General features: G+C 70.9%; 24 protein-coding genes and 3 pseudogenes. 15 read left to right on the forward strand and 12 right to left on the reverse strand.

The window, feature by feature from the left end; translation table 11 throughout:
• A pseudogene (locus ACWEV3_RS02335) lies at positions 1 to 360 on the reverse strand (hypothetical protein); the annotation flags it as partial.
• A gap of 49 nt (positions 361 to 409) precedes the next feature.
• Here ACWEV3_RS02335 and ACWEV3_RS02340 point away from each other — a divergent pair.
• Positions 410 to 2,470, forward strand: coding sequence for a GH-E family nuclease (locus ACWEV3_RS02340; protein ID WP_452612130.1), 2,061 nt, complete (start codon positions 410 to 412; stop codon positions 2,468 to 2,470).
• A gap of 62 nt (positions 2,471 to 2,532) precedes the next feature.
• On the forward strand, positions 2,533 to 3,096 hold the full coding sequence (locus tag ACWEV3_RS02345) for a suppressor of fused domain protein (RefSeq protein WP_452612131.1): 564 nt from the start codon (positions 2,533 to 2,535) through the stop codon (positions 3,094 to 3,096).
• Positions 3,097 to 3,182: 86 nt separating this feature from the next.
• Here the strand turns inward: ACWEV3_RS02345 and ACWEV3_RS02350 are convergent, their stop codons facing one another.
• The 3 genes from ACWEV3_RS02350 to ACWEV3_RS02360 form a co-directional block, all read right to left on the reverse strand.
• The gene (locus ACWEV3_RS02350; RefSeq protein ID WP_452612241.1) at positions 3,183 to 3,842 is read right to left on the reverse strand and encodes an endonuclease V; all 660 of its coding nucleotides are present in this window, start codon (positions 3,840 to 3,842) and stop codon (positions 3,183 to 3,185) included.
• A gap of 81 nt (positions 3,843 to 3,923) precedes the next feature.
• Positions 3,924 to 5,336, reverse strand: coding sequence for an aldehyde dehydrogenase family protein (locus ACWEV3_RS02355; protein ID WP_452612132.1), 1,413 nt, complete (start codon positions 5,334 to 5,336; stop codon positions 3,924 to 3,926).
• Between the two features lie 294 nt (positions 5,337 to 5,630).
• Positions 5,631 to 6,245 carry a mycothiol-dependent nitroreductase Rv2466c family protein gene (locus ACWEV3_RS02360; RefSeq protein ID WP_452612133.1) on the reverse strand — a complete coding sequence of 205 codons (615 nt, stop codon included), beginning with the start codon at positions 6,243 to 6,245 and terminating at the stop codon, positions 5,631 to 5,633.
• Positions 6,246 to 6,468: 223 nt separating this feature from the next.
• Here ACWEV3_RS02360 and pepN point away from each other — a divergent pair, with 223 nt between their 5' ends.
• Both pepN and ACWEV3_RS02370 read left to right on the forward strand, forming a co-directional pair.
• The gene (gene pepN / locus ACWEV3_RS02365; protein ID WP_452612134.1) at positions 6,469 to 9,042 is read left to right on the forward strand and encodes an aminopeptidase N; all 2,574 of its coding nucleotides are present in this window, start codon (positions 6,469 to 6,471) and stop codon (positions 9,040 to 9,042) included.
• A gap of 146 nt (positions 9,043 to 9,188) precedes the next feature.
• Positions 9,189 to 9,923, forward strand: a complete 735-nt coding sequence (locus tag ACWEV3_RS02370) for a response regulator (protein WP_452612135.1) — start codon at positions 9,189 to 9,191, stop codon at positions 9,921 to 9,923.
• 270 nt (positions 9,924 to 10,193) lie between these two features.
• On the opposite strand, the gene ACWEV3_RS02375 is transcribed toward ACWEV3_RS02370, so the two are convergent.
• The 3 genes from ACWEV3_RS02375 to ACWEV3_RS02385 all read right to left on the reverse strand — a co-directional run bounded on the left by ACWEV3_RS02375 (position 10,194) and on the right by ACWEV3_RS02385 (position 11,629).
• A complete protein-coding gene (locus ACWEV3_RS02375) occupies positions 10,194 to 10,697 on the reverse strand; it encodes a DUF5130 family protein (RefSeq protein ID WP_452612136.1) in 504 nt (167 codons plus the stop codon).
• Complete coding sequence (ctaJ, locus tag ACWEV3_RS02380) at positions 10,684 to 10,944, reverse strand: aa3-type cytochrome oxidase subunit CtaJ (protein ID WP_452612137.1); 261 nt, start codon at positions 10,942 to 10,944, stop codon at positions 10,684 to 10,686. The genes ACWEV3_RS02375 and ctaJ overlap by 14 nt, the downstream gene beginning before the upstream one ends.
• Before the next feature lie 367 nt (positions 10,945 to 11,311).
• Positions 11,312 to 11,629 carry a hypothetical protein gene (locus ACWEV3_RS02385; RefSeq protein WP_452612138.1) on the reverse strand — a complete coding sequence of 106 codons (318 nt, stop codon included), beginning with the start codon at positions 11,627 to 11,629 and terminating at the stop codon, positions 11,312 to 11,314.
• A gap of 42 nt (positions 11,630 to 11,671) precedes the next feature.
• On the opposite strand from ACWEV3_RS02385, the gene ACWEV3_RS02390 reads away from it, so the two are divergent.
• Positions 11,672 to 11,893 carry a hypothetical protein gene (locus ACWEV3_RS02390; RefSeq protein WP_452612139.1) on the forward strand — a complete coding sequence of 74 codons (222 nt, stop codon included), beginning with the start codon at positions 11,672 to 11,674 and terminating at the stop codon, positions 11,891 to 11,893.
• A gap of 71 nt (positions 11,894 to 11,964) precedes the next feature.
• Here ACWEV3_RS02390 and ACWEV3_RS02395 read toward each other — a convergent pair whose 3' ends face one another.
• Entirely contained in the window at positions 11,965 to 12,615 is a 651-nt protein-coding gene (locus ACWEV3_RS02395; protein ID WP_452612140.1) for an HNH endonuclease, read from the reverse strand.
• A gap of 221 nt (positions 12,616 to 12,836) precedes the next feature.
• On the opposite strand from ACWEV3_RS02395, the gene ACWEV3_RS02400 reads away from it, so the two are divergent.
• From ACWEV3_RS02400 to ACWEV3_RS02440, 9 genes and pseudogenes are all read left to right on the forward strand, one after another.
• Positions 12,837 to 14,951, forward strand: coding sequence for a prolyl oligopeptidase family serine peptidase (locus tag ACWEV3_RS02400; protein ID WP_452612141.1), 2,115 nt, complete (start codon positions 12,837 to 12,839; stop codon positions 14,949 to 14,951).
• A 170-nt stretch (positions 14,952 to 15,121) separates the two neighbouring features.
• Positions 15,122 to 16,093: a mechanosensitive ion channel family protein gene (locus ACWEV3_RS02405; protein WP_452612142.1), complete on the forward strand. Its 972-nt coding sequence runs from the start codon at positions 15,122 to 15,124 to the stop codon at positions 16,091 to 16,093.
• Between the two features lie 116 nt (positions 16,094 to 16,209).
• Positions 16,210 to 16,593 carry a globin gene (locus tag ACWEV3_RS02410; RefSeq protein ID WP_132486907.1) on the forward strand — a complete coding sequence of 128 codons (384 nt, stop codon included), beginning with the start codon at positions 16,210 to 16,212 and terminating at the stop codon, positions 16,591 to 16,593.
• A gap of 16 nt (positions 16,594 to 16,609) precedes the next feature.
• A pseudogene (locus tag ACWEV3_RS02415) lies at positions 16,610 to 16,777 on the forward strand (DUF3459 domain-containing protein); the annotation flags it as partial.
• 435 nt (positions 16,778 to 17,212) lie between these two features.
• Positions 17,213 to 17,671: pseudogene (locus ACWEV3_RS02420) on the forward strand (DUF3459 domain-containing protein); the annotation flags it as partial.
• A gap of 92 nt (positions 17,672 to 17,763) precedes the next feature.
• A complete protein-coding gene (locus ACWEV3_RS02425; protein ID WP_452612143.1) occupies positions 17,764 to 19,056 on the forward strand; it encodes a heparan-alpha-glucosaminide N-acetyltransferase domain-containing protein in 1,293 nt (430 codons plus the stop codon).
• 99 nt (positions 19,057 to 19,155) lie between these two features.
• Entirely contained in the window at positions 19,156 to 19,422 is a 267-nt protein-coding gene (locus ACWEV3_RS02430) for a hypothetical protein (protein WP_132486913.1), read from the forward strand.
• 3 nt (positions 19,423 to 19,425) lie between these two features.
• Positions 19,426 to 20,403 carry a hypothetical protein gene (locus ACWEV3_RS02435; RefSeq protein WP_452612144.1) on the forward strand — a complete coding sequence of 326 codons (978 nt, stop codon included), beginning with the start codon at positions 19,426 to 19,428 and terminating at the stop codon, positions 20,401 to 20,403.
• Between the two features lie 152 nt (positions 20,404 to 20,555).
• Positions 20,556 to 21,524 carry an SGNH/GDSL hydrolase family protein gene (locus ACWEV3_RS02440; protein ID WP_452612145.1) on the forward strand — a complete coding sequence of 323 codons (969 nt, stop codon included), beginning with the start codon at positions 20,556 to 20,558 and terminating at the stop codon, positions 21,522 to 21,524.
• A gap of 109 nt (positions 21,525 to 21,633) precedes the next feature.
• Here the strand turns inward: ACWEV3_RS02440 and ACWEV3_RS02445 are convergent, their stop codons facing one another.
• Positions 21,634 to 22,209, reverse strand: a complete 576-nt coding sequence (locus tag ACWEV3_RS02445; protein WP_452612146.1) for a helix-turn-helix domain-containing protein — start codon at positions 22,207 to 22,209, stop codon at positions 21,634 to 21,636.
• A 117-nt stretch (positions 22,210 to 22,326) separates the two neighbouring features.
• Between ACWEV3_RS02445 and ACWEV3_RS02450 the strand changes: the two genes are divergently transcribed.
• The gene (locus ACWEV3_RS02450) at positions 22,327 to 23,163 is read left to right on the forward strand and encodes an EamA family transporter (protein ID WP_452612147.1); all 837 of its coding nucleotides are present in this window, start codon (positions 22,327 to 22,329) and stop codon (positions 23,161 to 23,163) included.
• Positions 23,164 to 23,213: 50 nt separating this feature from the next.
• On the opposite strand, the gene ACWEV3_RS02455 is transcribed toward ACWEV3_RS02450, so the two are convergent.
• The 3 genes from ACWEV3_RS02455 to ACWEV3_RS02465 all read right to left on the reverse strand — a co-directional run bounded on the left by ACWEV3_RS02455 (position 23,214) and on the right by ACWEV3_RS02465 (position 25,757).
• Positions 23,214 to 23,564, reverse strand: coding sequence for a DoxX family protein (locus ACWEV3_RS02455; RefSeq protein ID WP_452612148.1), 351 nt, complete (start codon positions 23,562 to 23,564; stop codon positions 23,214 to 23,216).
• A 12-nt stretch (positions 23,565 to 23,576) separates the two neighbouring features.
• Positions 23,577 to 24,443 (reverse strand): sigma-70 family RNA polymerase sigma factor, encoded by an 867-nt coding sequence (locus ACWEV3_RS02460; RefSeq protein ID WP_452612149.1) that lies wholly within the window; start codon positions 24,441 to 24,443, stop codon positions 23,577 to 23,579.
• Positions 24,444 to 24,539: 96 nt separating this feature from the next.
• Positions 24,540 to 25,757, reverse strand: coding sequence for a hypothetical protein (locus ACWEV3_RS02465; RefSeq protein WP_452612150.1), 1,218 nt, complete (start codon positions 25,755 to 25,757; stop codon positions 24,540 to 24,542).
• Between the last annotated feature and the right edge of the window lie 5 nt (positions 25,758 to 25,762).

Raw genomic sequence — 25,762 nt, forward strand, 5'->3', positions numbered from 1 at the left:
CTCCTCGCCGGACGGCCCGGGCTCCAGCAGCCACTCCGGGGGCGGGTCCACCGGATCGCCCAGCGGTGGGCACGCGCCGGACAGCCACAACACCGCTTTCTCCGGCGACCTCTCCGGCAGCCCCAGCGGCGGCTCCAGCCCGCACGGTGGAGGCTCCAGTCCCGACACGGGTGGCTCGCCGAGCGGCGGCTCCGGCCCGCACGGCGGCGGCATGCCCGGTGGCGGCGGGACGCACGGCGGTGGCTCCGGTGGTGGCGGCAGCCACTCGCCGTCGTCCTTCGACCGGCCGAGCAACCCGTCCGGCACGAGCTCGTCCAGTGTGGATGCTCCGGCAGCTCCGCAGACCGCACCATCGCCCAACGCTCCCCGCACCGATCAGCCGAGCGCCGGAGCCCCGGCGGGCGGCGCGATGGGCGGTGGCGCGCACGGCGGTGGGGCCGGCGGCGGTGGCGCCAGCCCGAGCGGCGGCGGAAGCCGTCCGGGTTCCGGAGGCGGCTGGACCGGCACACCGGGCAGCCCCGGCGCGGCCGGACGCCCACCGTCCACTCCGGACGCTGCGCCGCGCCCCACTGCGGCGCCCCGTGGATCGGCGGGACCGGACGCACCGCCCCGCCCGAACGGCGGACCGACCGGCTCTCCCCGCCCGACGGGCCCCGACGGCCGCGGGCCGGGAGGCCCCGGCGCGCCGCGCACCGACGCGCCGAACCAGCGCCCCACCGGCCCGAACGGCGGTCCGAGCCAACGCCCCGACGCAGGCGGGCCCGGCTCGAAGCCGGACACCACGAAGACCCCGGACACCACAAAGGCACCGGACACCACAAAGGCGCCAGACACCACGAAGGCACCGGACTCGTCCAAGAGCCCGGACCCGACGAAGTCCCCGGACGGCACCAAGTCGCCGGACACGTCCAACCAGCCGGACTCGAAGGGTCCGGACGCGGACAAGCCGAAGGACGGCGCGGACTCCCAACGCGAGCCCGACACGACGGAGAAGCCGAAGGACGGCACCGACTCCCCGCAGGAACCGGACGGGCCGGACAAGCCGAAGGACGACGCGGACAAGCCGCACGAGCCGGACGCCGACAAGCCGGAGCCGGGCACGCCCGAGTACGACCAGAAGATCAACGACGGCGCCGACACCCTCGACAACAACCGCACCGATGCGGGGACTTCCGGCCACACCGACCCGAACATGCAGGACCTGGCGCACCGGGTTCCGGACGACGGCAAGCACTTCACCGTCGACGCGCACATGGGTCCGGACGGCCGGATCGACATCGGCGGGCGCAGCTACTCGCCGGACGAGTTCGCCGACGTGCTGCGCCGCTCGGGCTGGGACGGCCAGAGCCCGGTCCGCCTGGTCAGCTGCAACTCCAGCGACTTCGCCGGCGACCTGGCGAAGAAGCTCGGCGTGGACGTCACGGCCCCGCGCGGCCTGGCCTGGACGGACACCAACGGCAACGTCTTCGCCGGCAGCCGAGCCTCGGACGGCGGCCCTACCTGGCCGCCGGACGGCGGCTGGGACACCCACCATCCGGACGGCACCAACTCCCCGGCCAGCGACGACGCCTTCCACCCGTCCCGCGACGGCGAAGACATCGGCGACCGCCCCGACGACGCCGAAGCGCGCGGGAACCGGGAGAAGCTCAGCGAAGAGGAGATCGACAAGCGCAAGGCGGCCCTGGACAAACCTCCCCACGACAACAAGTACTACCTCTACGGCGGTGGGCACGAAGCACGTCTGCGCGATGGCCAAAGCGGACCGCCGCTGCGATGGGACGAGAACTCCAACGACTGGGTCCAGCGCGAAGGCACGCTCGAACCGACGCCCGACACGCCTGATCACCTCAGGGACGACCACACGTACATGCGCTGGGTCTACGAGGGTGACCGCCCGGCCATCTCGGATGCGACCAAGCAGAGCGTCTACCAGAACACCGAGATGAACCCCGATGGTTCGTACAAGTGCGCAGCGTCCGGCAAGCCCATCCCGGTGGCCGAGGACGGCGCCGGAAAGCCGCAGTTCTACGAACGCACCGGGACGCCGCCGCAGCTCAAGGAAACGACCCCGCCGGACTGGTACACGCGCGGGGAGGAGCCTCCGTCGCCACCGCACGACAAGTTCACCGTCCCGAAGCAGGAAGAGGTGGACGGCAAGGTCCGAAGCGTGGCGGACATGGGCCACCAGCCGGAGTACGAGTACTGGCGGCAGCGGGAGTTCGCGATCCACCACGACGTGACCCGCGACCAGTACAAGTCGATGTACGACCACCCCGACCACTACCGCCTCGAACTCAAGTCGGAGAACCAGAAGCACAGCCACGAATCGACGGCGCCGGGCTTCGGCAAGTACCCGCAACTGTTCGAGAGGCATTTCGGCGACCAGCAGCTGCGACCGATCTCCGCCACTCCCGTCGATCCGCAAACGATCGTCAAGGGAGGACAGAAGCTCGGGGACCCCCGCCGCTGATACGGTCCTGAAACGCTCGCCGGGAAAGCCGCATAATTCCAGGAAGAACGATCGGAGCACCTGTGACGAACGCCCAGCAGCCCCCCGAGCTGCTCGACCACCTCGAGCAGCGCCTCGGGCAGGTTCAACGGATCGAGTCGGCGCAGTCGGACCGCGGCAACCGCGGCTACGACCTGACCTTCTACCAGAACGAGGAGCCGCCGGTCACCACCGTGGTCACCAACGGCCTGCGGTTCCAGAAGGTCACCTCGATGCTCCCCGAGGAGCTGGTCTGCTCGCTGCGTTCCGACCAGCAGCACATCGCGCACTACCTCACCGACTCGATCGCCTCGTTGATCATCAAGAACGAGCGGGGCATGGAGTACGGATCGGTTTTCGAGAACGACCAGCCGATCATCGAGGGCACCGAGATCGTCGGCGTGATCGCGCACACCAGCCCGATGTTCGACGAAGCGTTCAACCTCTACCCGGACAGCACCACGCCCCAGCTGCAGATCATCACCCTGGTTCCGGTCACCAAACCCGAAATCAATTTCGTGGGGCGAGAAGGCGCCGACATGCTCTTCGAGGTCTTCCACCTGAACAGGACGAACATCCTGGACGTGCATCGCGAATCGGCCGTCTAGCCACGGCCCTGCGATCAACGAGGTCGCCCATCCGGCCCGGCAACCCTCGGCCACTCGCAGCGACCGAGGGAGCCCTCAGGGCCGGACTACGCCGTCCTGCCCAGGTGGTCGGCCGTTCGGGTCGTTTCCGGCAGGCGGTACTCCGGTGACAGGCGGAGCACCAGGTCGCAGGCCCCGTCGAGGGTGTAGCGGTGGCCGACGGAGACGAACACCGGCTTGACGCCCCGCTGCGTCCGCAGCGCCCGGCCGACGACTTCGTCGTCCATCTTCAGCGGCGACCACGCCCCGCGCGCCTCGCCCGGCGGCTCGTAGCGGCCCATCCCCGTCTTGCCGACCCCGATGCTCGGGAGGTCGGTCAGCACGCCCAGGTGGCAGGCCAGCCCGAAGCGGCGCGGGTGAGCGAGGCCCTGCCCGTCGCACACCAGGACGTCCGGCACCACCGACAGCTCGGACAAGGCCCGGAGCAACGACGGCGCTTCGCGAAACGCGAACAGTCCTGGAACATAAGGAAAATCGGCCTCACCGCGCACGACGACACTGTCCACAACGGACAGCGTCGCCACGTCGACGACCGTTACCGCCGCGACCAGGCGCTCCGAGTCGTCGCGGTAGGCGACGTCCAGGCCCGCCGCCGTGCGCACCTCCGCGGGCTCGCCGTCGAAGCGCACGAGCGGGCGCAGCTTCTCCTGGATCGCAATGGCCTCGGCTTCCGTCGAGGGCCACGGGTGCGGCTCACGAACTCGGATCACGCACCCGATGCTAAGCCTGGGACCCGTGAGCGCTTCGGGGTGCTATGACGCCCCGAAACACTCACGGGTCCCTGGCCGTCAGCGTTGGATGGACTTGGTTTCGAGGAACTCCTCGATGCCGTGGCGGCCGAACTCGCGGCCGTTGCCCGACTGCTTGTAGCCGCCGAACGGGGCGTTGGGGTTGAAGCGGCCGCCGTTGACGTCGACCTGACCCGTCCGCAGCCGCCGGGCCACCGCCAGGGCCCGCTCGTCCGAACCGAACACCGCGCCCGCCAGGCCGTAGTCGGTGCCGTTGGCGATCCGCACGGCCTCGTCCTCGTCCCGGTACGGCAGGATCGACAGCACCGGGCCGAAGATCTCCTCCTGCGCGATGGTCATCTCCGGCGTCACCCCGGCGAACACCGTCGGCCGCACGAAGAAGCCCTTCTCCAGGCCCTCCGGGCGCTCCGGCCCGCCGGCGACGAGCTTCGCGCCTTCCTCGATGCCCTTGCGGATGTAGTCCACGACGCGGTCCCGCTGCGCCTCCGAAACCATCGGCCCGATCCGGGTGGACTCGTCGGTGGGGTCGCCGACGGTGTACTTCGCGGCCGCCGCGACGGCCAGCTCCACCGCCTCGGCCAGCCGCGACTCCGGCACCAGCATGCGGCTCAGCGCGTTGCAGCTCTGGCCGCCGTTCGGGAAGCAGCCGGCGACGCCGAGCTTCACCGCCTTGGCCAGGTCGGCGTCGTCGAGCACCACGTTCGCCGACTTGCCGCCGAGTTCCAGCGCCACCCGCTTCACCGTCTGCGCGGCCACCTCCGACACGCGCCGGCCGGCCCGGGTGGAGCCGGTGAAGGACACCATGTCGACGCCCGGGTGCGCCGCCAGCGCCTCGCCGACCACCGGCCCGGTGCCGTGCACCAGGTTGAACACGCCCGCCGGCACGCCCGCGTCCGCGACGATCTCGGCGAAGATCGCGGCCGTCAGCGGCGCCACCTCGCTGGGCTTGAGCACCACGGTGCAGCCGACCGCCAGCGCGGGCACCACCTTGGCGACGATCTGGTGCAGCGGGTAGTTCCACGGCGTGATCGCGGCGACCACGCCGATCGGCTCCCGCACGATCAGCGAGTTGCCGACCTCCTCGGTCCAGGCGAAGCCGTTCTCCAGCACGTCGGCGATCCCGGCCGAGGTCGCCACCGGGACGCTCGCGTGCACCTGGGTGGCGAACTTGATCGGCGAGCCCATCTCGGCGGTCACCGTCGCGGCGATCTCATCGCGGCGCTCGGCGATCCCCGCGGAGATCCGCCGGGCCACCGCGATGCGCTCCGCGAGCGGCGTGCCCGACCAGCCGTCGAAGGCGGCCCGGGCCGCGGCCACCGCGGCGTCCACATCGGACGGCGTGCCGGCCGGTACCGAGCCGATCACCTCCTCGGTGGCCGGGTTGAGCACCTCGATCCGCGCCTCGCCGCCCTCGATGTGAGCACCGCCGATGATGTGGCCGGTGTGCGCCATGAAGCCTCCCTGATCCAACGCAGCAGACGTCACGGCGAGCCTGTCACAACGAACGAACCCCGGGAAACCCGCGAAAGTTTCAAAGTCCCGGCTCGTTTTGCGCAGCGGTGCGGGTAGCGGCCCCCTGCGGGAGCTGCCGCGGCCTTCTCGCTGTGGGATCCCCGACTCATGAATGACCAATTCACCACGTCGGGGCTGTTCTCGCGAGAAGACCCCTGAGACCCCGCGGCGGTGCAAGCGGCGAGGGTGGGCCAAGCGGCTTCGCCGCTTCAAAGACGAGCCCACCTGCGGTGATCAGTCGAACCTGGGCGACTCGGTGCGGGTCCGCTTGAGCTCGAAGAAGTACGGGTAGCTGGCCAGCGCGAGCGCCCCGTCGAACAGCTTCGCCGCCTCCTCGCCGCGCGGGATGCGCGTGATCACCGGGCCGAAGAACGCCACGCCATCGACGTGGATGGTCGGAGTGCCGACCTCGTCGCCCACCGGGTCCATGCCCGCGTGGTGGCTGGCGCGCAGTTCCTCGTCGTACTCGGTGCTGCCGGCCGCCCCGGCCAGCGACGCGGGCAGGCCGACCTCCGCCAGCGATTCGGCGATCACCTGGTCGAAATCCTTGTTGCCCTGGTCGTGCAGCCGGGTGCCCATCGCGCTGTAGAGCGGCGACAGCACCTCGTCGCCGTGGTGCTTGGCCGCGGCGATGGCCACCCGCACCGGGCCCCACGCCGTGTCCAGCAGCTCCCGGTACTCCTCCGGCAGGTCGCGACCCTCGTTGAGCACCGACAGGCTCATCACGCGGAAGTTCAGGTCGATGTCGCGGACCTCGGCGACCTCCAGGATCCAGCGCGAGGACACCCAGGCGAACGGGCACACCGGGTCGAAGTAGAAGTCGACCCTGGGTCGGGCAGCGGCGGTCATCAAGCCTCCAACGTTCGAAGTAGCCCGCGGGCGCGTTCCAGCGCACCCCGTCATGGGTACCAACCCCGGTAGAGCCGTTTGTCTTCCCGCCCTGACCGACACGCCGACGGGGGAGCCTGACCCGCCCGGCGGCACGCCCGCACGCGGACGTGATTTGATGCCTGCGCCAGGTACGCCAGGCGTGCCTGGCCTGACGAGTCCCCGACGAGCAACGAGGTGATCCGTGGCCCCGCCGAACCTCACCCGCGAACAGGCCGAGCAGCGCGCGGCCCTGCTGGAGGTCCAGTCGTACGTGATCGAACTGGATCTCACTGCCGGCGCGGGTGGGCCGGACGTGGAGACGTTCGGTTCCACCACAACGGTGCGGTTCCGCAGCAACCAGGCGGGCGCCGACAGCTGGATCGACCTGGTGGCCGACCGGGTCCGCAGCGCCGTCCTCAACGGAGTCGAGCTCGACGTCTCCGACTACGACGAGTCCACCGGCATCCGGCTGCCGAACCTGGCCGCCGACAACGAGCTCGTGGTGCGCGCCGACTGCGCCTACACCAACACGGGCGAGGGCCTGCACCGCTTCATCGACCCGGTCGACGGCGGCGTGTACCTCTACAGCCAGTTCGAAACCGCCGACGCGAAGCGGATGTTCACCTGCTTCGACCAGCCCGACCTGAAGGCCACCTACCAGATCACGGTGGACGCCCCGGAGTCGTGGAAGGTCATCTCCAACGCCACCGCCGAGGTCACCGGCTCGGCGAACGGCAAGCGGCACGAATTCGCCACCACCAAACCGATGTCGACCTACCTGGTGGCGCTGGTGGCCGGGCCGTACGCCGAGTGGCGCGACGTCTTCCCCGGCGGCGACGGCCAGGACGAGATCCCGCTGGGCATCTACTGCCGCGCCTCGCTGGCCGAGCACCTCGACGCGGAGCGGCTGTTCACCGAGACCAAGCAGGGCTTCGGCTTCTTCCACAAGGCGTTCGGGGTGCCCTACCCGTTCGGCAAGTACGACCAGTGCTTCGTGCCGGAGTTCAACGCGGGCGCGATGGAGAACGCCGGCTGCGTGACGTTCCTGGAGGACTACGTCTTCCGGTCGAAGGTCACCGGCTACCTCTACGAGCGGCGCTGCGAGACGGTGCTGCACGAGATGGCGCACATGTGGTTCGGCGACCTGGTCACCATGCGCTGGTGGGACGACCTGTGGCTCAACGAGTCGTTCGCGACCTGGGCCAGCGTCCTCGCGCAGGTCGGCGCGACCCAGTACGACCACGCCTGGACCACGTTCGCCAGCGTGGAGAAGTCCTGGGCGTACCGCCAGGACCAGCTGCCGTCGACCCACCCGGTGGCCGCCGACATCCAGGACCTGCAGGCCGTGGAGGTCAACTTCGACGGCATCACCTACGCCAAGGGCGCCTCGGTCCTCAAGCAGCTGGTCGCATACGTGGGCCTGGACAACTTCCTGGCCGGGCTGCGGGTCTACTTCAACCGGCACGCCTGGGGCAACGCGACCCTCAACGACCTGCTGCGGGCGCTGGAGGAGGCCTCCGGCCGCGACCTGTCGTGGTGGAGCGCGCAGTGGCTGGAGACCACCGGCCTGAACATGCTGCGGCCGCGGTTCACCACCGACGACGAGGGCCGGTTCACCTCGTTCGAGGTCGTGCAGAACGGCGCCCGGCCCGGCGCGGGCGAGCTGCGCACGCACCGGCTGGCGATCGGCATCTACGACGACGAGGGCGGCAAGCTGGTGCGCAAGCACCGCGTCGAGCTCGACGTCACCGGCGAGCGCACCGAGGTCCCCGACCTGGTCGGCGTGCACCGGGGCAAGCTCGTGCTGGTCAACGACGACGACCTGACCTACTGCTCGCTGCGCTTCGACCCGGAGTCGCTGGCCTCGCTGATCGACCGGATCGGCGACATCGACGAGTCGCTGCCGCGGGCGCTGTGCTGGTCCACCGCCTGGGAGATGACCCGCGAGGCGGAGCTGAAGGCGCGCGACTTCGTGACGCTGGTGCTGGGCGCGTCCGTGGACGGCGGCATCGGCGCCGAGAGCGAGATCGGCGTGGTGCAGCGGGTGCTGCTGCAGACCCAGACTGCGCTCGCGTCCTATGTGGACCCGTCGTGGCAGGGCGAGGGCTGGCGGCGGTTCTCCGGCCGGCTCTTCGAGCTGGCCCGCGCGGCCGAGCCCGGCTCGGACCACCAGCTGGCGTTCGTCAACTCGCTGGCCGGCTCGGTGCTCTCCGCCGAGCAGGTCGCCGAGCTGCGCGGCTGGCTGGACGGCTCGGCGCCGCTGGCCGGGCTGGCCGTCGACACCGACCTGCGCTGGCAGCTGCTGCAGGCGCTGGTCGCGCACGGCGCGGCCGGTGAGGCCGAGATCGACGCGGAGCTGGAGAAGGACCAGACCGCGACGGGCCGGCGGCGCGCGGAGCGGGCGCGGGCGCTGATCCCGACCGCCGAGTCCAAGGAGAAGGCCTGGCAGCGGGCCGTCCACGACGACCAGCTGCCGAACGCGGTCAGCGACTCGATCATCGCGGGCTTCCAGCACCCGGCCCAGCGCGAGCTGCTGGCGCCGTACGTGCGGCGCTACTTCGACGAGATCGACGAGGTCTGGCAGCGCCGCTCCAGCGAGCGGGCCCAGCCGACGGTGATCGGGCTGTTCCCGTCGTGGGCGGTCACCGACGACACGGTCGCGGCCTCGGACGCCTGGCTGGCCGGCGAGCACCCGTCGGCGTTGCACCGCCTGGTCTCGGAGGGCCGCGCGGGCATCGTGCGCGCACTGGCGGCCCGGGAGTTCGACCGCTCCTGAGCTGATCGGTCGAGGGGCACCGGCGACTCGGTTCGCCGGTGCCCCTTTCGCGTTGGGCGAGCTTCCGTTCCGGGCGAACACGAATCGTGTCGAAATGGACACGGCGAGTAAGATTTCGTTGTTCTGCCCGACGTGAGGGGGCGTCGATGCCCGAGCTGATCACCGCCATCGCCCAGCTGCTGTGGCCGTTGATCGCGCTGCTGGCGATCGTGGTGTTCCGGCGCGCCATCGGGCGGGTGCTGCGCACCGCCGAGAAGCGGGAGCTGGAGTTCGAGATCGGCGGCCAGAAGCTCACCATGCACGAGCTCAACGATCAGCAGACCGAGATGATCCAGGACCTGCAGCGGCAGCTGAGCATGCTCAGCAAGGAGCTGGCGGACCGCGACCGGATCGGCATCCCGGCGGAAACCCCGCAGCCGCTCCCGGTTCCGGCCCTGCCCGAGGCGCCCGAGATCTCCGGCAACGGCGACGGCCACATCGAGGACGAGGTGCCGCCGGTGGGTTCGGAACCGCTCGCGGTGCTGTGGGTCTCGGAGAAGCCGGAGGCGCACGCGATCCTGGCGGAGCAGCTGAGGGACAACGGCGTGCGGGTGACGATGACGACGAACAACGACGCGGCGCTGGCGGAGCTCTCGCAACGCCAGTACCGGTTGATCGTGGAGGACATGGGCCGCAAGGAGAACGGCCGGTGGCGCCCCGACGCGGGCCTCGCGCTGCTGCGCGAACTGCGCGACCTGGGCGTGGACACCCCGGTGATCGTGTACAGCACCCAGCGCGCCCAGCAGCAGTACGGCGACCAAGCGCGACGGCTGGGAGCGGTCGGCACGACGTCGTCGGCCTACGAGATGTTCCAGAACCTCCAGAGCTTCGACCTGCTCTGAGCCTTCACCGGACAACGGGACGGCGAACCCTTCGTGCCCTCTATCGGTGCAGTGAACGGCCTGTTCACCTCACCTATCGGGACGAACGGGCCGTTCACTCCACACCGGATGGTGCCCACCGGCATCGGGTGGATGAAGTGAACGGCCTGTTCACCTCACCTATCGAGGCGAACAGGCCGTTCACTCCACACCAAGCATCGCGCCCTGCGGGACTCGCGGCCCCGTGCTTGGGGCTCCGCGAGCGCGGCGTCGAGTCTGGGGAAACGGGCCCTAGTGGCGGGCTCGGGACTCTTGGTAGCTGGTGCCTGCCGTGTCGGCCAGCATGCGGAGGGCTCCGATGAGGCCGTCGATCAGCTCGCCCTCCTTGAAGGACGCCACCATGCTCATCGCCGCGAGCTGGCAGCTGCGGTCCGGGATCCGCCGGTGCGCTTCCTCGCCGGTGACGATCTCGAACTTCTGCTGGCCGGGCGACACCGCGATCAGCACGCCGTCCCCGGCCTGCGAGCCGAGGTTCGCGTGCAGTTCCTCCGCCTGCTTGCGGGTGTCCTCGCCGAGGTCGCCGAGGTAGATCGCGAACTCCAGCCCGGTGCTGCGACTGGACAGCGTCAGCGCCTCGTCGAGCCGCGCGAGCTGGCCCGGGCCGAACGGCAGCCGCGGGCGGTCCGGTTCGACGTGGCGCGCGATGGACAGCCGACCGGTGGCCATCATCGCTTCGCCGACGCCGAGCTCACCAGCGTCCACGGCGGATCGCTCCGCGATCTCACCAGTTGCCACGTGCGCCTCCCCGAGCGGTGCTCGGCCGCGCGTCTACCGGCGCGGCCTCCGAATCCACGTCTGCCACCGGCACAGCGGTGTTCACGCCCACCGGGTTGGCCACCCAGTACACCGGCGCGAAATCCCACTCCTGCCCCGCGCGGTAACGCGGACGGGTGAGCCTGGGCCACATCGCGATGAGCACGATCAGGCCGTAGAGGGCCGCTGGGATCACCGCCAGGTAGAGAACAGTCTCCGCCACAGTCACGCGAGTACGGTATCCGATGACCGCCGCTCCGTGCGCCCGACCTGTGGCGCGCATGATCGGCGTCGGTAACCGTCGTCGACCCCCGGCCCGGACACGTTCGAGTGATCCGAAGGCCGCCGCGAGCGCCCCGAGCGCGGTTCCCGCTGGTGGAGAGCGAATCGGGCGACGCCAGGAACTACGTACGGTTACTAGTCAAGAGTGTTATGCATCACTTAAGGTAACTCGTTCAGAGTAACTAGTGCCCCCGAATGGGGTCCAACCAGACGGTTGCAATGCACGGCGACTTGGCGGCTTGTCCCTGAGGGTTCCTGCTCCTAGTTTTTCACCTGTATGGGTCTTGCATATTTGATCACATGCGTTCAAAGCGTCATTTGAATGCGGGAGGCACACTATGTCGATCATCGAAACCGCCACTCAGAGCAGCGCCATCACCCTTCCGACGATTGACCGGCCACTGCTCGAACACGGCGTCCGGATCAGCGGCCGAGACTGCGGCGTGCGCATCAGTGGACAGCAGGGCGTGCGGATTTCCAACGGGGTGCGGATCAGCCGCGGGGTGCGGATCAGTGGTCGACAGGGCGTTCGGATCAGCGCGCGGCACGGCGTCCGGATCAGCCGCGAATCCGGCGTTCGGATCAGCGCGCAGCATGGCGTTCGGATCAGCGCATGCGTTCAGGGCGTTCACATCAGCAACCAAAGCGGAGTCCGCATCAGCAACCAGAGCGGGGTGCGGATCAGCGGGCGGCAGCAGGGCGTGCGGATTTCCAACGGGGTGCGGATCAGCCGCGGGGTGCGCATCAGCGGGCGGAGCGGAGTCCGCATCAGCGGGCTGCAGCAAGGCGTGCGCATCAGCAGCCAAAGCGGTGTGCGCATCAGCGGGCGACAGCAGGGCGTGCGGATTTCCAACGGGGTGCGGATCAGCGGGCGGCAGGGCGTGCGGATCAGCTGATCAGGCTCACCGCGGCGGAACCGCCCGCCACCTCGCGGCACCGCAGCGCGACGGCCGGCCGGACCGGCGCGTCAGGCCGCGGGCTCACCGAGGTACGGCAACCACAGCGGGTCCGTTTCGGACAGACCCGCCAGCAGCCGCCAATGCCGCCCGCGCGGCGCGTGCGGCGCCACCGGCAGGCGCCAGCCCAGCTCGCTCAGCGTCTTGTCCGCCTTGCGGTGGTTGCACTTGGTGCAGCAGGCGACGCAGTTCTCCCAAGTGTGCGGCCCCCCGCGACTGCGCGGGACGACATGATCTATCGTTTCGGCGCGAGCACCGCAGTACACGCACCGGTAGTTGTCCCGCAGCATCAGCGCGGCACGGGTCAACGGCACGCGGCCGCGGTACGGCACTCGCACGAAGTTGCTCAGCCTGATCACGGACGGGACCTCGACGCTGGCGGTGGCGGAGTGCAGCACCATGCCTGCGGAGTCACCGTGCACGACCTCGGCCTTGCCGCAGACCAGCAGCACGATCGCCCGGCGCAGCGGGAGCGCGGTCAGCGGTTCGAAGGTGGTGTTGAGCAGCAGCACCCGGCGTTTTCGCCAGGACGACGCGTGACCGGGAGGCCGGTCGGCCTGCGGCGGCGACGTGCCGGCGCGGCTCGGCGGGCACAGCGGAGCCCGCGGCGCGAGGCTCGTGGCCTTCAGCGCCGGTTGTCGGGTCGGTTGTCGGTCGGGCACGCGACCACCTCCACCGGTGTCGGGCATAGTCGAACATAGAACCCCGCCCGAACGCACGTGTGATTCGACACTCGACGTCGAGTGATCGATTACCGCCATCATTCCCGATCATGCGCCCGTAGAACAACGCTGATCGTTCCGGGTGATTCGATCGGCGTTTCCGGGGAAATGATCACTCCGAGATCGACGAACGGTCGGCGGGTGCACGTATCGTCGCTGCCGTGACCGACGTGCAAGCAGCGCAGCTGACCTACCCCGGCGCCGACCGCGACGACATCGTCGAAGACCTGCACGGCCACCAGGTGGCCGACCCGTACCGGTGGCTGGAAGACCCGGCCGAGCCGCGCACCGAGGCGTGGTCGGCGGCGCAGGACGCGCTCGCCCGGACCTGGTTGGACGCGTTGCCCGGCCGGGAGGCGATCGCGGAGCGGATGCGGTCACTGCTGGCGTCCGGTTCCGTCTCGGCGCCGGCGTGGCGCGCAGGCCGGGCGTTCTTCACCCGCCGGGAGCCCGAGCAGGAGTTCCCGGTGCTGTACGTGCGCGAGGCCGACGGCACCGAACGGGTGCTGCTGGACGTCACCGAGCTGGACCCGTCCGGGCTGACCACCTTGGACAGCTGGACCCCGAGCCTGGAGGGCGACCGGCTGGCCTACCAGATCTCCGTCGGCGGCGACGAGGAGTCGCTGCTGCACGTGCTGGACGTCGCCACCGGCGAACTCGTCGAGGGCCCGATCGACCGGTGCCGCTACTCGACGATCTCGTGGCTGCCCGGCGGCGAGGAGTTCTTCTACATCCGGCGGCTGGCGCCGGAACTGGTGCCCGACGGCGAGGAGCAGTTCCACCGCCGGGTCTGGCGGCACCGGGTCGGTTCCGACCCCGACCAGGACCTGCTGGTGCACGGCGAGGGCCTGGACCACACCTTCTACTACGGCACCCGGGTGTCGCGGGACGGCCGCTGGCTGGTCATCGAGGGCAGCCCGGGCACCGCGCGGCGGGATTCGGTGTGGATCGCCGATCTCGCGGCCGGCGACGTCCCCGAGCTCCGGCAGGTCGTGGACACCTCCGACGGCTACCGCGTCGGCGCCTGGGTGGAGCGCGACGGCCGGCTGTACGTGATGACCACGCTGGACGCGCCGCGCTGGCGGCTGTGCGTGGCCGACCCGGCCCGGCCGGAGCCGGCCAACTGGACGGAGCTGATCGCCGAGGAGCCCGACTCGGTGCTGGAGGCGGTGCGCTGGTTCGACACCGGCGACGGTGACCCGCAGCTGGTCGTGCTCCGCACCCGGCACGCCGTGTCCGAGGTGACGCTGCACGACCCGGCGACCGGGCGGCGGACCGCCGAGGTCCCGCTGCCGAGCACCGGCCAGGTCACCTCTCTGACCACTGTGGACGAATCCACCGACCGCGACCGGGACCGGCTGTGGATCGGCTGGACCGACTTCGCCACCCCGCCCTGCGTGCACGCCTACTCGCGCCGCACCGGGACCACCGAGCTGGACCAGCAGGCGCCGGGCACCGTCGAGCTGCCCGCGGTGCACACCCAGCAGGTCACCTACCGCTCGCTGGACGGCACCCCGGTGCGGATGTTCCTGCTGAGCGCGAACGCCGAACCGGACCGTCCGCGGCCGGTGTTCATGACCGGCTACGGCGGCTTCTCGCTGTCCCGCGAGCCCGGCTACACGCCGTCCGCGCTGGCGTGGGTCGCCGCCGGCGGCGTCTGGGCGCTGCCCTCGCTGCGCGGTGGCGGCGAAGAGGGCGAGGAATGGCACGTCGCGGGCATGCGCGAGCAGAAGCAGCACACCTTCGACGACTTGCACGCGGCGGCGCAGCACCTGATCGACGAGGGCTGGACGACGTCCGAGCAGCTGGCGATCTCCGGCGGCTCCAACGGCGGCCTGCTGGTCGGGGCGGCGCTGACGCAGCGCCCGGACCTCTACCGGGCGGTGGTGTGCTCGGCGCCGCTGCTGGACATGGTCCGCTACGAGCAGTTCCTGCTGGGCCGGACCTGGAACGACGAGTACGGCACCGCCGACGACCCGGAGGAGCTGGGCTGGCTGCTGTCCTACTCGCCGTACCACAACGTGGCCGACCAGACCGACTACCCGTCCGTGCTGTTCACCGTCTTCGAGTCGGACTCCCGGGTCGATCCGAACCACGCCCGCAAGATGTGCGCGGCGCTGCAGCAGGCCACCAGCTCGGACCCGGCGAAGCGGCCGATCCTGCTGCGCAGGGAGACCGAGGTCGGCCATGCCGCGCGCTCGGTGTCCCGTACCGTGGGGCTTGCGACCGACCAGCTCGCCTTCCTCGCGGAGGCCACCGGACTCGCCCTGGACTGAGCCCCGAACTCGGTCCCGGCGGTCAGCTGTTCGGGTCTCGTGCGCAGCGGGGTGCGCACGATGCTCGAGTCCGTCGGTTGCCCACCCGGTGATGTCGCCCCAAAGCACCGGCACCCCCGTGCCGGGTAACCACCGCGGGCCCTGAACGACAGCATGGAGACCCCCGACCCATGGATCTGCCGCTTATGACCCAACCGACCTGTGCCCAGGACTCGTTCTGGTGCGAAACGATCTCCCAGTGGACCGGCAACCAGTGGCTGGCTTCCTACGCCGAGCTGCTCATCGCCAAACCCCTGAACATCCTCCTCATCCTGGTCGTCGCGTTCATCGTGCGATGGCTGGTGCACCGCACCATCAACCGCCTCACGCAGGGCAACGGCCAGCCCCCGAAGCTGCTGACCCCGCTGCGGGAGCGCCGCGCGGACACGCTGACCGCCGAGCTGCTGTCGGAACGCCGCCTCCAGCGGGCGCGGACGATCGGCTCGGTGCTCAAGTCGATCGCCTCGCTGGTGATCTACGGCCTGGCCGTGATCTACGTGCTGCAGGTGCTGAGCATCCAGATCGCGCCGGTGCTGGCGTCCGCCGGTGTGCTCGGTGTCGCCGTCGCCTTCGGCGCGCAGAACCTCGTCCGGGACTTCCTGTCCGGCATGTTCATGCTGGTCGAGGACCAGTACGGCGTCGGTGACGTGGTGGACCTCGGCGAGGCCAGCGGCACCGTCGAGGCGGTGGGCCTGCGCGTCACCACGCTGCGCGACATCAACGGCACCGTCTGGTACGTCCGCAACGGCGAGATCCTGCGGGTCGGCAACTCCAGCCAGGGCTTCGCCGTGGCCGTGGTGGACTTCCCCATCTCGCACACCAGCGATGTGCAGAAGGCCATCGAGGTCGCCGCGAAGGTGGCCACCGAGGCGACGTCGCGGGAGCCGCTGTCCAAGGACGTGCTGAACCCGCCGGAGATGCTCGGCGTGGACCAGATCACCTCGGACACCATCACGCTGCGGCTGACGACCAAGGTCCGGCCGGGCCGGCAGTGGTCGGTGCAGCGGCGGCTGCGCGCGGAGATCAAGCGCGCTTACGACGAGCAGGACATCGAGCCGCCGTACCCGTACGGCCGCCCGCTGCCGCCCTCGCCGGTGGTCTGATCTCAACCGCCGGTCACCGGGGTCGTGCGCACCGTCCATCGGGCCCACGGCCCCGGTGTGAGGCGTTCGGCCACAGGGCCGCCCAAAATCGAAGCCGCCCCTGAGAGGATGGAGCCGTGACTTCCGTGGAGACCTTCTACCAGCAGGTCGGCGGCGAGGCGACCTTCCACCGGATCGTGGCGCGGTTCTACGAGGAGGTGGCCAAGGACGAGCTGCTGCGGCCCCTCTACCCGGAGGAGGACCTCGGGCCCGCCGAGGAGCGGCTGCGGCTGTTCCTGATCCAGTACTGGGGCGGCCCGCACACCTACTCCGACCGGCGCGGGCATCCGCGGCTGCGGATGCGCCACGCGCCGTTCAAGATCGGCCCGGCGGAGCGCGACGCGTGGCTGCGCTGCATGCGGATCGCGGTCGACGAGGTCGATCTCCGGCCGGAGCACCGCGACCAGCTGTGGCAGTACATGGAAATGGCCGCCAACAGCATGATCAATTCGTGGTTCTGAGCAGAAGGACCTGGTGATGCGGCGGGCAGACGCGCTGGCGGGCCACGGCGAGCGGCCGTGGTGGTGGGATGCGGTGTGCTACCAGGTCGACGTCGGCTCGTTCGCCGACGGCGATGGTGACGGGATCGGCGACCTCGCCGGGCTGGCCGGGCGGCTCGGCTACCTGGAACTGCTCGAGGTCGACGCGATCGTGCTGGCCGGCGCGGCCGGGCTGGATCCGGCGGCGGGTCCCTTCGCCGAGCTGCTCGGCGAGGCGCACGACTCCGGGATGCGGGTGATGCTCTCGCTCGACGTGGATCCCGCGCGCGGCGACCCGGCAGCGGTGTTGTTGCCGTGGCTGGAGCACGGGGCCGATGGTTTCCACCTGGCCCCGCGCCCCGATCCGGCCGATGCCATCGGCGCCGCGCTGGCCGGTCACCGGGATCGCGTGGTGATCGGCAGCGGCCCTGGCGACTGGCACCTGTCGTTCAACCTCGACCTGGCCGTCGCCGGTTTCGACGCCGACCAGGTCCGCAAGGCGATCACGGACGTGCTCGCCGCCCCCGGGCCGCGCCCGGCGTGGGCGATGGCCAGCCGCGACACCCGGCAGAGCCGGGACGACGCGGCGCTGACGCCGGTGCGCGCGATGGCGTTGGTGCAGTTGGCGCTGCCCGGCGCGGTCTGCCTGCGGCACGGCGAGGAGCTCGGCCTGCCCGGGACGCAGCGCGTCCGGATGCCGTGGGAAGGCGAGCAGCCGCCGTTCGGCTTCTCCGCCGCCGCCGCCGACTGGTCGTCGATCCCGGCGGATTGGGTGTCCTTCACCGTGGAGGCTCAGCTGGAGGACGAGGCGTCCACGCTGTCGCTGTACCGGCACGCGCTGGAGACCCGGGGCACGCATCCGGCGTTCGCCGGCGACGAGGTCGAGTGGTTCGGCGCGCCGGCGGGATGCTTCGCGTTCCGGCGCACCGGCACCACCCTGATCTGCGCGTTGAACACTTCGCCGGAGCCGGTGCCGCTGCCGCCGGGCGAGGTGCTGCTGTCGTCGCGACCGGTGGGCCCCGGGGAGTTGCCGCCGGGCACCGCGGCCTGGCTGGTGTGAGTCTGGCCTCCAAAGGCGACCGGGCGCGAGTGGGCCGGAACGGGTGGCGGTAAATTTTGGTAAAACCATCCCGCTGACACCCACTGGATGCTATGACTGCCGTCGCGCCAGCGCTGAGCTCTCATCGGACGGAACGCACCCGTCGGCTGGTCGGCATCGACATCGCCAGGTTCTTCGCGGTGTTCGGGATGTTCTGCATCCACTTCGGCGTGCCGTTCGCGCACGGCGACGTGGAGGTGTGGATCGCGCAGTTCTCCAGCGGCCGGTCGACCGCGCTGTTCACCCTGCTGGCCGGGGTGTCGCTGGCGATGATGACCGGGCGCAGCGAGCCGCCGACCGGAGAGGCGCTGCGGCGGGCCCGCATCCGGATCGCGGTGCGCGCGTTGCTGTTGCTGGTGGTCGGCCTCGCGCTGGCGAAGGCGACCGCGGCGACGGGTTTCCTGCTCACCGTGATCATCCCGTTCTACGGGCTGTACTTCCTGCTCGCGGTGCCGTTCATCCGGTTGCGGGCGCGCGGGCTGCTGATCGCCGCGGTGGTCGCGGCCGCGGTCGGCCCGCAGCTGTCGTTCGTGCTGCGGACCTGGATCGCCGGGGACACTCCGATGCGCGCGATCGTCGACGCGGTCGACCTGGTCGACCCGGCACACCTGATCGCCGACGCCGGGCTGTTCGACCTGCTGCTGCTCGGCTTCTACCCGGCCGCGTCGTACCTGCCGCTGGTGCTGGCGGGGATGGCCGTCGGGCGGCTGGACCTGCAGTCGACCAAGGTGCGGTGCTGGCTGGCCGCGACCGGGCTGGCGGTGACGACGGTCGGCTACCAGGTGTCGAGCTGGCTGGTGAAGACCGTCGGCGGGGTGCCGCAGGGGCAGATCGAGGGCACCGTCCCGATCGAGCACCCGGAGTGGCTGGTGGCCGCCGCCGCGCACAGCGGCACGACGTTCGAGCTGCTCGACTCCGGCGGCATCGCGCTGGTGTTCGTCGCGGTGTGCCTGGAGCTGGCCGATCGGACGGGGCGGCTGCTGAAACCGCTGGCCGCGGCCGGTTCGATGGCGTTGACGCTGTACGCGATCCACGCGCTGGTGCTGGCCTGGCAGATCGTCGTCGGCGGCTGGCCGCTCAGCGGCGTGCCGGACACCCTGGCGCAGCTGGCCAGCATGGGCCCGGCGCTGCCCACGGACGTCCCGAACATGCCGGCGTTCCCGCGCGACGGCCACCACCCGGACGGCGTGGTGGCGTTCGTGAACACCTACATGCCCGAGGTGTTCCTGATCTTCTCGATCGTCTTCCCGCTGATCTGGCGGCGGTTCTTCCGCCGCGGGCCGCTGGAGGCGGCTGTCAGCGAGAGCGTCCGGCACATCACCGATCACCTGTTCCGGCGGCGCTGAGCCCGGTTTCGGCACCGGAGGGACTTTCGCCTCTTAACAGCCGCGCGGCGCGCATCGTTGCGTGGACGGATGGCGTCGCTCATCCGGAGGTGATCTCGAATGAATTTCCGGCACCGGACCGACAACGCATCGGACGCGGTCGGAATCCCACCCGCGCTCGGCAAGGCCATGGCCAACTACCGCTCCCTGCTCGACGAGCTGGAGGCGGGCAGCATCGACGACTCGACCTTCCGCCGCCGCGCGCTGGGCATCGGGCTGATCGTGCGCGAGCACGACGCCTGGATCCTGGACCTCTCGACCGAGCGGTGGTGGCGCTACGACGGTGTGGCGCTGTCGAGCATTCGGTTCGGGGAAGCCGAGGACTGAGCCATGTCCAAGCCGACCGACCCGGCGATCCTCCGGGAACGCCTCGACCACCTGGCCGGCCTGGTGCGCGAGGCGGCCTTGCCGGCCGAGATGGCCGGACCGCTGTCGACCAGCCCGCTCCCGGTGGCGGCGCTGCAGGACCACCTGGGCAATGCGACGACGTGGCTCGGCCGGGTGTGGGCCGGGTTCGCGCGGGACGGCGCCGCGGTGCGGCGGTGGCTGGTGGACGAACCGCTGGCCTCGCCCGTTCCGGGCGAGGCGCTCCGCCCCCTGCCGTTGCGGAGGCAGTTCCGCCTCTCGCTGGCGACGGCGGCGTTCGGGGCCGCGGTGGCGGCGGCCAGCTACACGCTGACGGCGCCGTTCCCGGACCCGTTCCTCGGCCTGATCCCGCCGGGCCTGCTGGACCGGCTTCCGCCGTTCGCCGAGAGCACCGCGCCGGAAGCACCCCGGTACTCGCCCGACGCGGCGACCCCGGAACTGCCGCTGGCCGGCCAGGTCCCGGGCACTCCCCCGCCGCCCCCGCCGTCGGGTGCTCAGCAGCCGCTGGCCGCGCCGCTCACGCCGGGCACACCGGGCACGCCGGGGACCCCGGGGACGCCGGGGACGCCGGGGATCGGCACGTCGGGCGTCAGCCCGGGCACTCAGGGCACGAGCGGATCGGACGAGACGGTGACCAAGGTGCCGGTGCAGGCTCCGGGAACGACCGAGGACACCGCTGCGCCTCCGGCGAAGCCCGTGGCCCCGGGACCGGTCGCCCCTGCGCCGATCACCGAGACCACCACGGTGCCGACCACCACGACGAACCCGACGACCACCGATCCGCCGACGACCACGACGCAGGAACCGACGACGGAGCCGACGACGACCGGAACGCGTCCGACCACGACCGAGCCCACCACCACGGCGACGCCCACCACCACCGGCGAGCCGACGGGCACCACCGGTCCCGGCACGCCTTCGGAGCCGCCCAGCAGCGACTAAATCGTGAAACAATCTCAGGTATTGGGAAGTTCCGGCCGGAACCTTGCCGCCGGGCACTGTGATCGTCTTCACTCCCTACTCATTGGTAGGCGAATGGTGGAGGCGCTCAGATGGGTCGGTCCGGGCTTGCACGCAGAGCTGGTGCGATCGCGTTGTCGGCATTGACGGGCCTATCGCTCGGCGCCGCCCCGGCGACCGCCGAGCCCGGGTACCGGCACTACGTAGCCCTCGGCGACTCCTTCACCTCCGCCCCGCTGGTCCCGTGGATGCGCCTCGACCCGCTGCTGTGCGGGCGCTCGACGAACAACTACCCGGCGCTGCTGGCCCGCGAGATCGGGCCGGCCGAGTTCACCGACGTCAGCTGCGGCGGCGCCGACACCACGGACATGCTCCGGGCCCAGGACTGGTACTCCGGGCCGCAGTTCGACGCCCTCGACGAGGACACGGACCTCGTCACGCTGGGCATCGGCGGCAACGACCTGGGCGTCTTCGGCGACACCATCGCCACCTGCACGGCCCTGCGCGCCGCGGACCCGACGGGATCGCCGTGCCGCGACCACTTCGCCGATGACGACGGTGACGACCTGCTCCGCCGCATCGAGATCACCGGACACCGGGTCGCGGACGTCGTCGAGGGCGTCCAGGAGCGCTCGCCGGGCGCGAAAATCCTGGTCATCGGCTATCCGCGCATCGTGCCGGAGACGGGCTACTGCCCGGACGTCCTCCCGCTGGCCGACGGCGACTACCGCTACGCCGACGAGATCGAGCAGGCGCTCAACGCCGCCATCGAGGGCGCTGCCGAGCGAACCGGCGCAACGTTCGTCGACACCTACGGGCCGTCGCTGGGCCACGACGCCTGCGCCACCGGCGGGGCAGCCTGGATCAACGGCCGGCAGCTGCGGCCGGACGCGGCGCCGTACCACCCGTTCGCATCGGCGATGGCCGCGGAAGCCAGCATCATCGCGAAGGTCCTCAATGGACAACTGCCCGATGTCGCGGAAGCCGAACGAGCCGCGACCCGAGCCGCCGAAGAGGCCGAGGCAGAAGCGGAACAGGCCGGACCGCAGGAGAAAGCGGCCCGGGCCCAGGTCGCCGAGCACCTGGCGACGTTCGAGCGCTGAGGTGTCGTGAGTACTGGAACGGCGATCGCTGACGCGCTCCCCGCAGGCCGCCTCCACACGCTCGACGGCCACCCGCACGACGCCGCCCCGGAGGTCCTCGGGCAGTTCTTCAGCGGGGATCCGGCGGTAGGTGGACCGTCATGATCAGGTTGCAGGTTTCGGTGCCCGCGCCGCGGTAGGCGTGCGGGGCGTCGCCGTCGAACGTCGCGGTCTGCCCGGCTTCGACGGAGTGCTCCTCGCCGTCCACCACCAGGGTCATCCGGCCGGCGGTGACGCTGATGGTTTCCACGACTCCGGCCTGGTGCGGGTGGCTGGGGTACTCCTCGCCCGGCTCCAGACGCCAGCGCCAGACCTCGACGGGGGCCGGGCCCGAGGTCGTCAGGACGAGCCGGGCCTCACCGCCCCGCTCCCCGGTCCACAGCGGCGCCACGTCGCCGGAGGCCACGACGCGGACGCGGCCCTCGGGCGGCCCCTGCATCAGGGCGGACACCGAGATGCCGAGGGTGTCGGCCAGCCGGACCAGGGTGGCGAGGTTGGGGTTGCCCTGGGCCTTCTCCAGTCCCACCAGGGCGCCCTTGCTGACCTGGGCACGCCTGCCGAGCTCCTCCAGGGACAGACCCGCGCGGACGCGGGCCGCCCGGACGTTGTGCGCGACCGTCCGCAGGGCTGCGGCCGTCTCGGTCATCTGAGCACCATCCTCGGGACTGGACCATTCCAATGAACTTCGCGGTCGGTCGATTGAGCTCGACGATCAATCCGTTGTACCGTGTAGTCGTTCCAATGAAATGATAGGGGATTCGTCGTGTTCGCTCTGCTGCTGGCCGTCGGCAGCTCGCTCGCTTACGGGTGCGCCGATTTCCTCGGCGGCCTCGGCGCCCGCAAGGCTCATGTGCTGCGCACCGTGATGATCGCGGCCCCGGCCAGCCTCGCGGTCGAACTGCTGCTGTGGCCGCTGCTCGGCGCGTCGTTCGGCACCGCGACCTTCGCCTGGGGCGCGGCCTCGGGGGTCGCCTCGGCCGCCGCGTTCGCCCTGCTCTACCGCACCCTGGCGATCGGCCCGATGAACGTGCTGTCGCCCGTGACCGCGCTGGTGTCGGCCGCGTTGCCCGTCGGCGTGGGGCTGCTGCAGGGCGAGCACCTGGCCGCCGCCGGAATGGTCGGCCTGCCGCTCGCGCTGGTGGCGGTCGTGCTGGTCAGCGCTGGGCACGGCGCGAGGTCGTCACGCCCTTCGCGCACTGCGCTGCTGCTGGCTTTCGGCGCGGGCACCGCCATTGCGCTCCAGCTGGTCTTCTTGCACCAGGCACCATCCGACAGCGGGGTGGCTCCGCTGCTCGTGGGGCGGGCGGTCTCGTCGGCCGTCGTCCTGGCCGCGGCGGCGCTGATGCGCCGCAGGCTGGGGCCGGAGCGGCCCGCGTACGCGATATCGGCGGCCGCGGGCGCGCTGGACTCGGTGGCGAACCTGCTGTTCCTGCTGGCCGCGCGGAGCGGCGACCTCGCCGTCGTCGCGGTGATCGTCGCCCTCTACCCCGCCGGCACGATCCTGCTCGCCCGCGGCGTGGTCGCCGAGCGGATCCACCGCGGCCAGCTCGTCGGCCTGGGCACCGCAGCGCTGGCCGTCAGCCTCCTCGCCCTGACCTGACCACCCACCCTGTCGACGAGATGATCCCGCCGATCACCTCCGCGACCGATTCACCCGGCGATCGCGAGGACCAGCGATGCGACGGCCATGGCGAGGAAGACTCCCGGGGCCGCGATGGTGTTGATCTGCCGGGCGCGCACGTGGGCGATGATCGCGCCCACGTAGAACGCGACGAGCCCGATCGCGGCCGCGACGCCGATGGCCTGGAATCCGAGCAGGCCCAGCAGGAGCCCCACCGCGCCGGCCGCCTTGAGCGTTCCCAGCACCGGCAGCCACGATCGCGGGACGTCCACCTTGGCCGAGTTGGCGAGGACGAAGTCCGCCTTCGCCAGGTCCGCGACGGCGATCCCGGCGTTCGCCGCGATGGTGACGACCGTGACGACGACGTAGGTGATGACCATGGTTTCTCCTCGCTAGTCGGTGATGCGCAGCCGGGCGAGGCGGGCGGGATCCCCGACGACGTCGTAGTGGACGATTCGCCCGGCCGCGATGCGGAAGAGCAACGCGATGCGCGGGCCGTGATCGGCCATGACCGCGATTCCGGGCCGCCCGTTGATCGACACCACGCGCGCTTGCCGGGCGTTGGCCCGCAACGCCCGCGTCTCGTCGACGACGGTTCGAGCGCCCCGCACCCGCAGCTCCGCGCCGGGCGGAAGCGCCTGCGGATCGGCCGTTCTCGTCACCTCGGGGTGCAGGACCCCTACGAGACCGTCGATGTCGCCCTGCTGCGCCGCTTTCAGGAAGGCGGCCACGACGGGCCGCGCGGCGCCGGGATCGGCGTCCGCCGCACCGGCCGGCCGCACCCGCGCCCGCGCGCGGCTGGCCAGCTTCTTGGCCGACCCGGGCGTCGTGCCCAGCACGTGCGCCACCTCGTCGAACGGCGTGCCGAACACGTCGTGCAGGATCAGCGCGACCCGTTGCGGCGGCGTCAACTGGTCGAGCAAGATCGCGATGGCCTCGCTCAGGTCTCCCGCGAGGAGCGCGACCTCCTCCGGGCCACCGACTGGGTCCGCCGGTTCCGGCATGTCGGCCGGCTCCTGCGGAAACTCCCGCGATCGGCGCAGGAGGTCCAGGCACAGCCGGGTCACCACGGTGGTCAGCCAGGCGGGCAGGTTCTCGATGCCATCGACATCGGCCCGCAGATACCTGATCCACGCCTCCTGCACGACGTCCTGGGCATCGGCATCCGACCCGAGGAGGCGGAACGCCACCGCGAGCAGGTGCGGTCGCTCGCGGTGGAACACCTCGTCCCCGCCCGACGCCGTTTCGAACCCGAACATGCGTTCTCCGCCTCCCGCCACGCACAGCTCCTACCCTTCTGACGGGCGAGCGGCGCAAAAGGTGACTCACCCACGCGGGGCGTCGTGGAACGGTGCTCAGCCCTGGGTCTGGGTGCTGGAGACGGCGCAGGAGTCGCACCAGAAGCCGAAGAGCAGCTCTTCGAAACCCATCCGGCCGAACGGCGTCGGGCCACCTTCGATGGACACCAGGAACGGCATGAAGTTGCCGCACACCGGGCAGATCGGGTGCGTCTCCGGCGACGGCCAGCGCGGCAGCCCGCCCACCTGGTGCTTCGTCCTCGGCAACGCCGGGAGGCTCACGCCGTGCTGGTTGGGGTGCGGCTCCAGGACCAGCGACCGCTCCCCCGGGATCAGGCGGGATTCGCCGCTGCTCGGCCCCTGGGGGTTGAAATAGACCTCCGGGCCCGCCGGGGTGAAGCGCACGGTGATGCGATCCACTTCGGCGCAGTCGCAGGTGAACCAGTAGAACGACGGGTCCCGGCTCAGCGCGTTCGGCATCGCCTCGGCGGAAAGGGTCAGGATCCGTTCTGCGGGCATCCGGCAGTCCGCGCAGAGCGGAACATCCCCGCCGGGGTCTCCGCCCATGACGTGGGCGCTCTCGCCCGCATCCGCCACGAATCCCAGGAAAGCGGGCGGGAAACCCGCCGGCTTCCGGGTGTCCGGCAGGCGGCCGGCCAGCGGCATCAGCCAGTCCCAGTCGTTCGGATCCGCGACCTCGTCCACCACGGACTCGATGAGATCGGCGGCGTGCGGGGTGCGGATCAGCGCGAGCGTCCAGAGGTCGTTCAGATCCTGCTCCGCTCGCCACCTCTCCAGCAGCGAGTCGGCGAACTCGTCGGGCGCGCCGGACAGCAGACTCCGCTTCATCGCAGCGCTTTCGACGCGGTCGGCGTAGGGCCGGAGGCGTTCCGGGCGGTGCATCGCGATGGTGAAGACGACGCTGGACACCGCAGAATTCGGGTCCGGCGACGCCAGGTGGTCCTGGATGAACGCGTCGATCAGGGCATCCGGCATCCAGGGCACGAGCCTCGCCGCCGACGCCGCGACTTCACCGGCACCGCGCAACCTCTCCGCCACGCGCGCCTTCTCCTCGCGCGCCCCGTGGATCAGCTCCAGGTAGGCGGCGACGAACTCGGAGACGCGGTGATCGGAGGTCGTCATGAGGCACTCGACGGCCGCCAGCACCCCGCGATCTTCCGACTGGGCCAGGAAGGCGATGATGCGCTCGTCCTTCTCCGGCACCGACAGAGCCGGATCCAGCGCGATCCGCTCGATCTCCTCGGTCGCGCCCATGCCCG

Source organism: Saccharopolyspora sp. NPDC003752, from assembly GCF_053605825.1.

Coding starts and splice junctions, on each gene's coding strand:
- ACWEV3_RS02340 (WP_452612130.1), top strand. CDS start 410: ATGGGCGGTGGCGCGCACGGCGGTGGGGCCGGCGGCGGTGGCGCCAGC.
- ACWEV3_RS02355 (WP_452612132.1), bottom strand. CDS start 5,336: ATGGCGCACACCGGCCACATCATCGGCGGTGCTCACATCGAGGGCGGC.
- ACWEV3_RS02360 (WP_452612133.1), bottom strand. CDS start 6,245: ATGACCGCCGCTGCCCGACCCAGGGTCGACTTCTACTTCGACCCGGTG.
- ACWEV3_RS02370 (WP_452612135.1), top strand. CDS start 9,189: ATGCCCGAGCTGATCACCGCCATCGCCCAGCTGCTGTGGCCGTTGATC.
- ACWEV3_RS02405 (WP_452612142.1), top strand. CDS start 15,122: ATGGATCTGCCGCTTATGACCCAACCGACCTGTGCCCAGGACTCGTTC.
- ACWEV3_RS02425 (WP_452612143.1), top strand. CDS start 17,764: ATGACTGCCGTCGCGCCAGCGCTGAGCTCTCATCGGACGGAACGCACC.
- ACWEV3_RS02430 (WP_132486913.1), top strand. CDS start 19,156: ATGAATTTCCGGCACCGGACCGACAACGCATCGGACGCGGTCGGAATC.
- ACWEV3_RS02435 (WP_452612144.1), top strand. CDS start 19,426: ATGTCCAAGCCGACCGACCCGGCGATCCTCCGGGAACGCCTCGACCAC.
- ACWEV3_RS02445 (WP_452612146.1), bottom strand. CDS start 22,209: ATGACCGAGACGGCCGCAGCCCTGCGGACGGTCGCGCACAACGTCCGG.
- ACWEV3_RS02455 (WP_452612148.1), bottom strand. CDS start 23,564: ATGGTCATCACCTACGTCGTCGTCACGGTCGTCACCATCGCGGCGAAC.
- ACWEV3_RS02460 (WP_452612149.1), bottom strand. CDS start 24,443: ATGTTCGGGTTCGAAACGGCGTCGGGCGGGGACGAGGTGTTCCACCGC.
- ACWEV3_RS02465 (WP_452612150.1), bottom strand. CDS start 25,757: ATGGGCGCGACCGAGGAGATCGAGCGGATCGCGCTGGATCCGGCTCTG.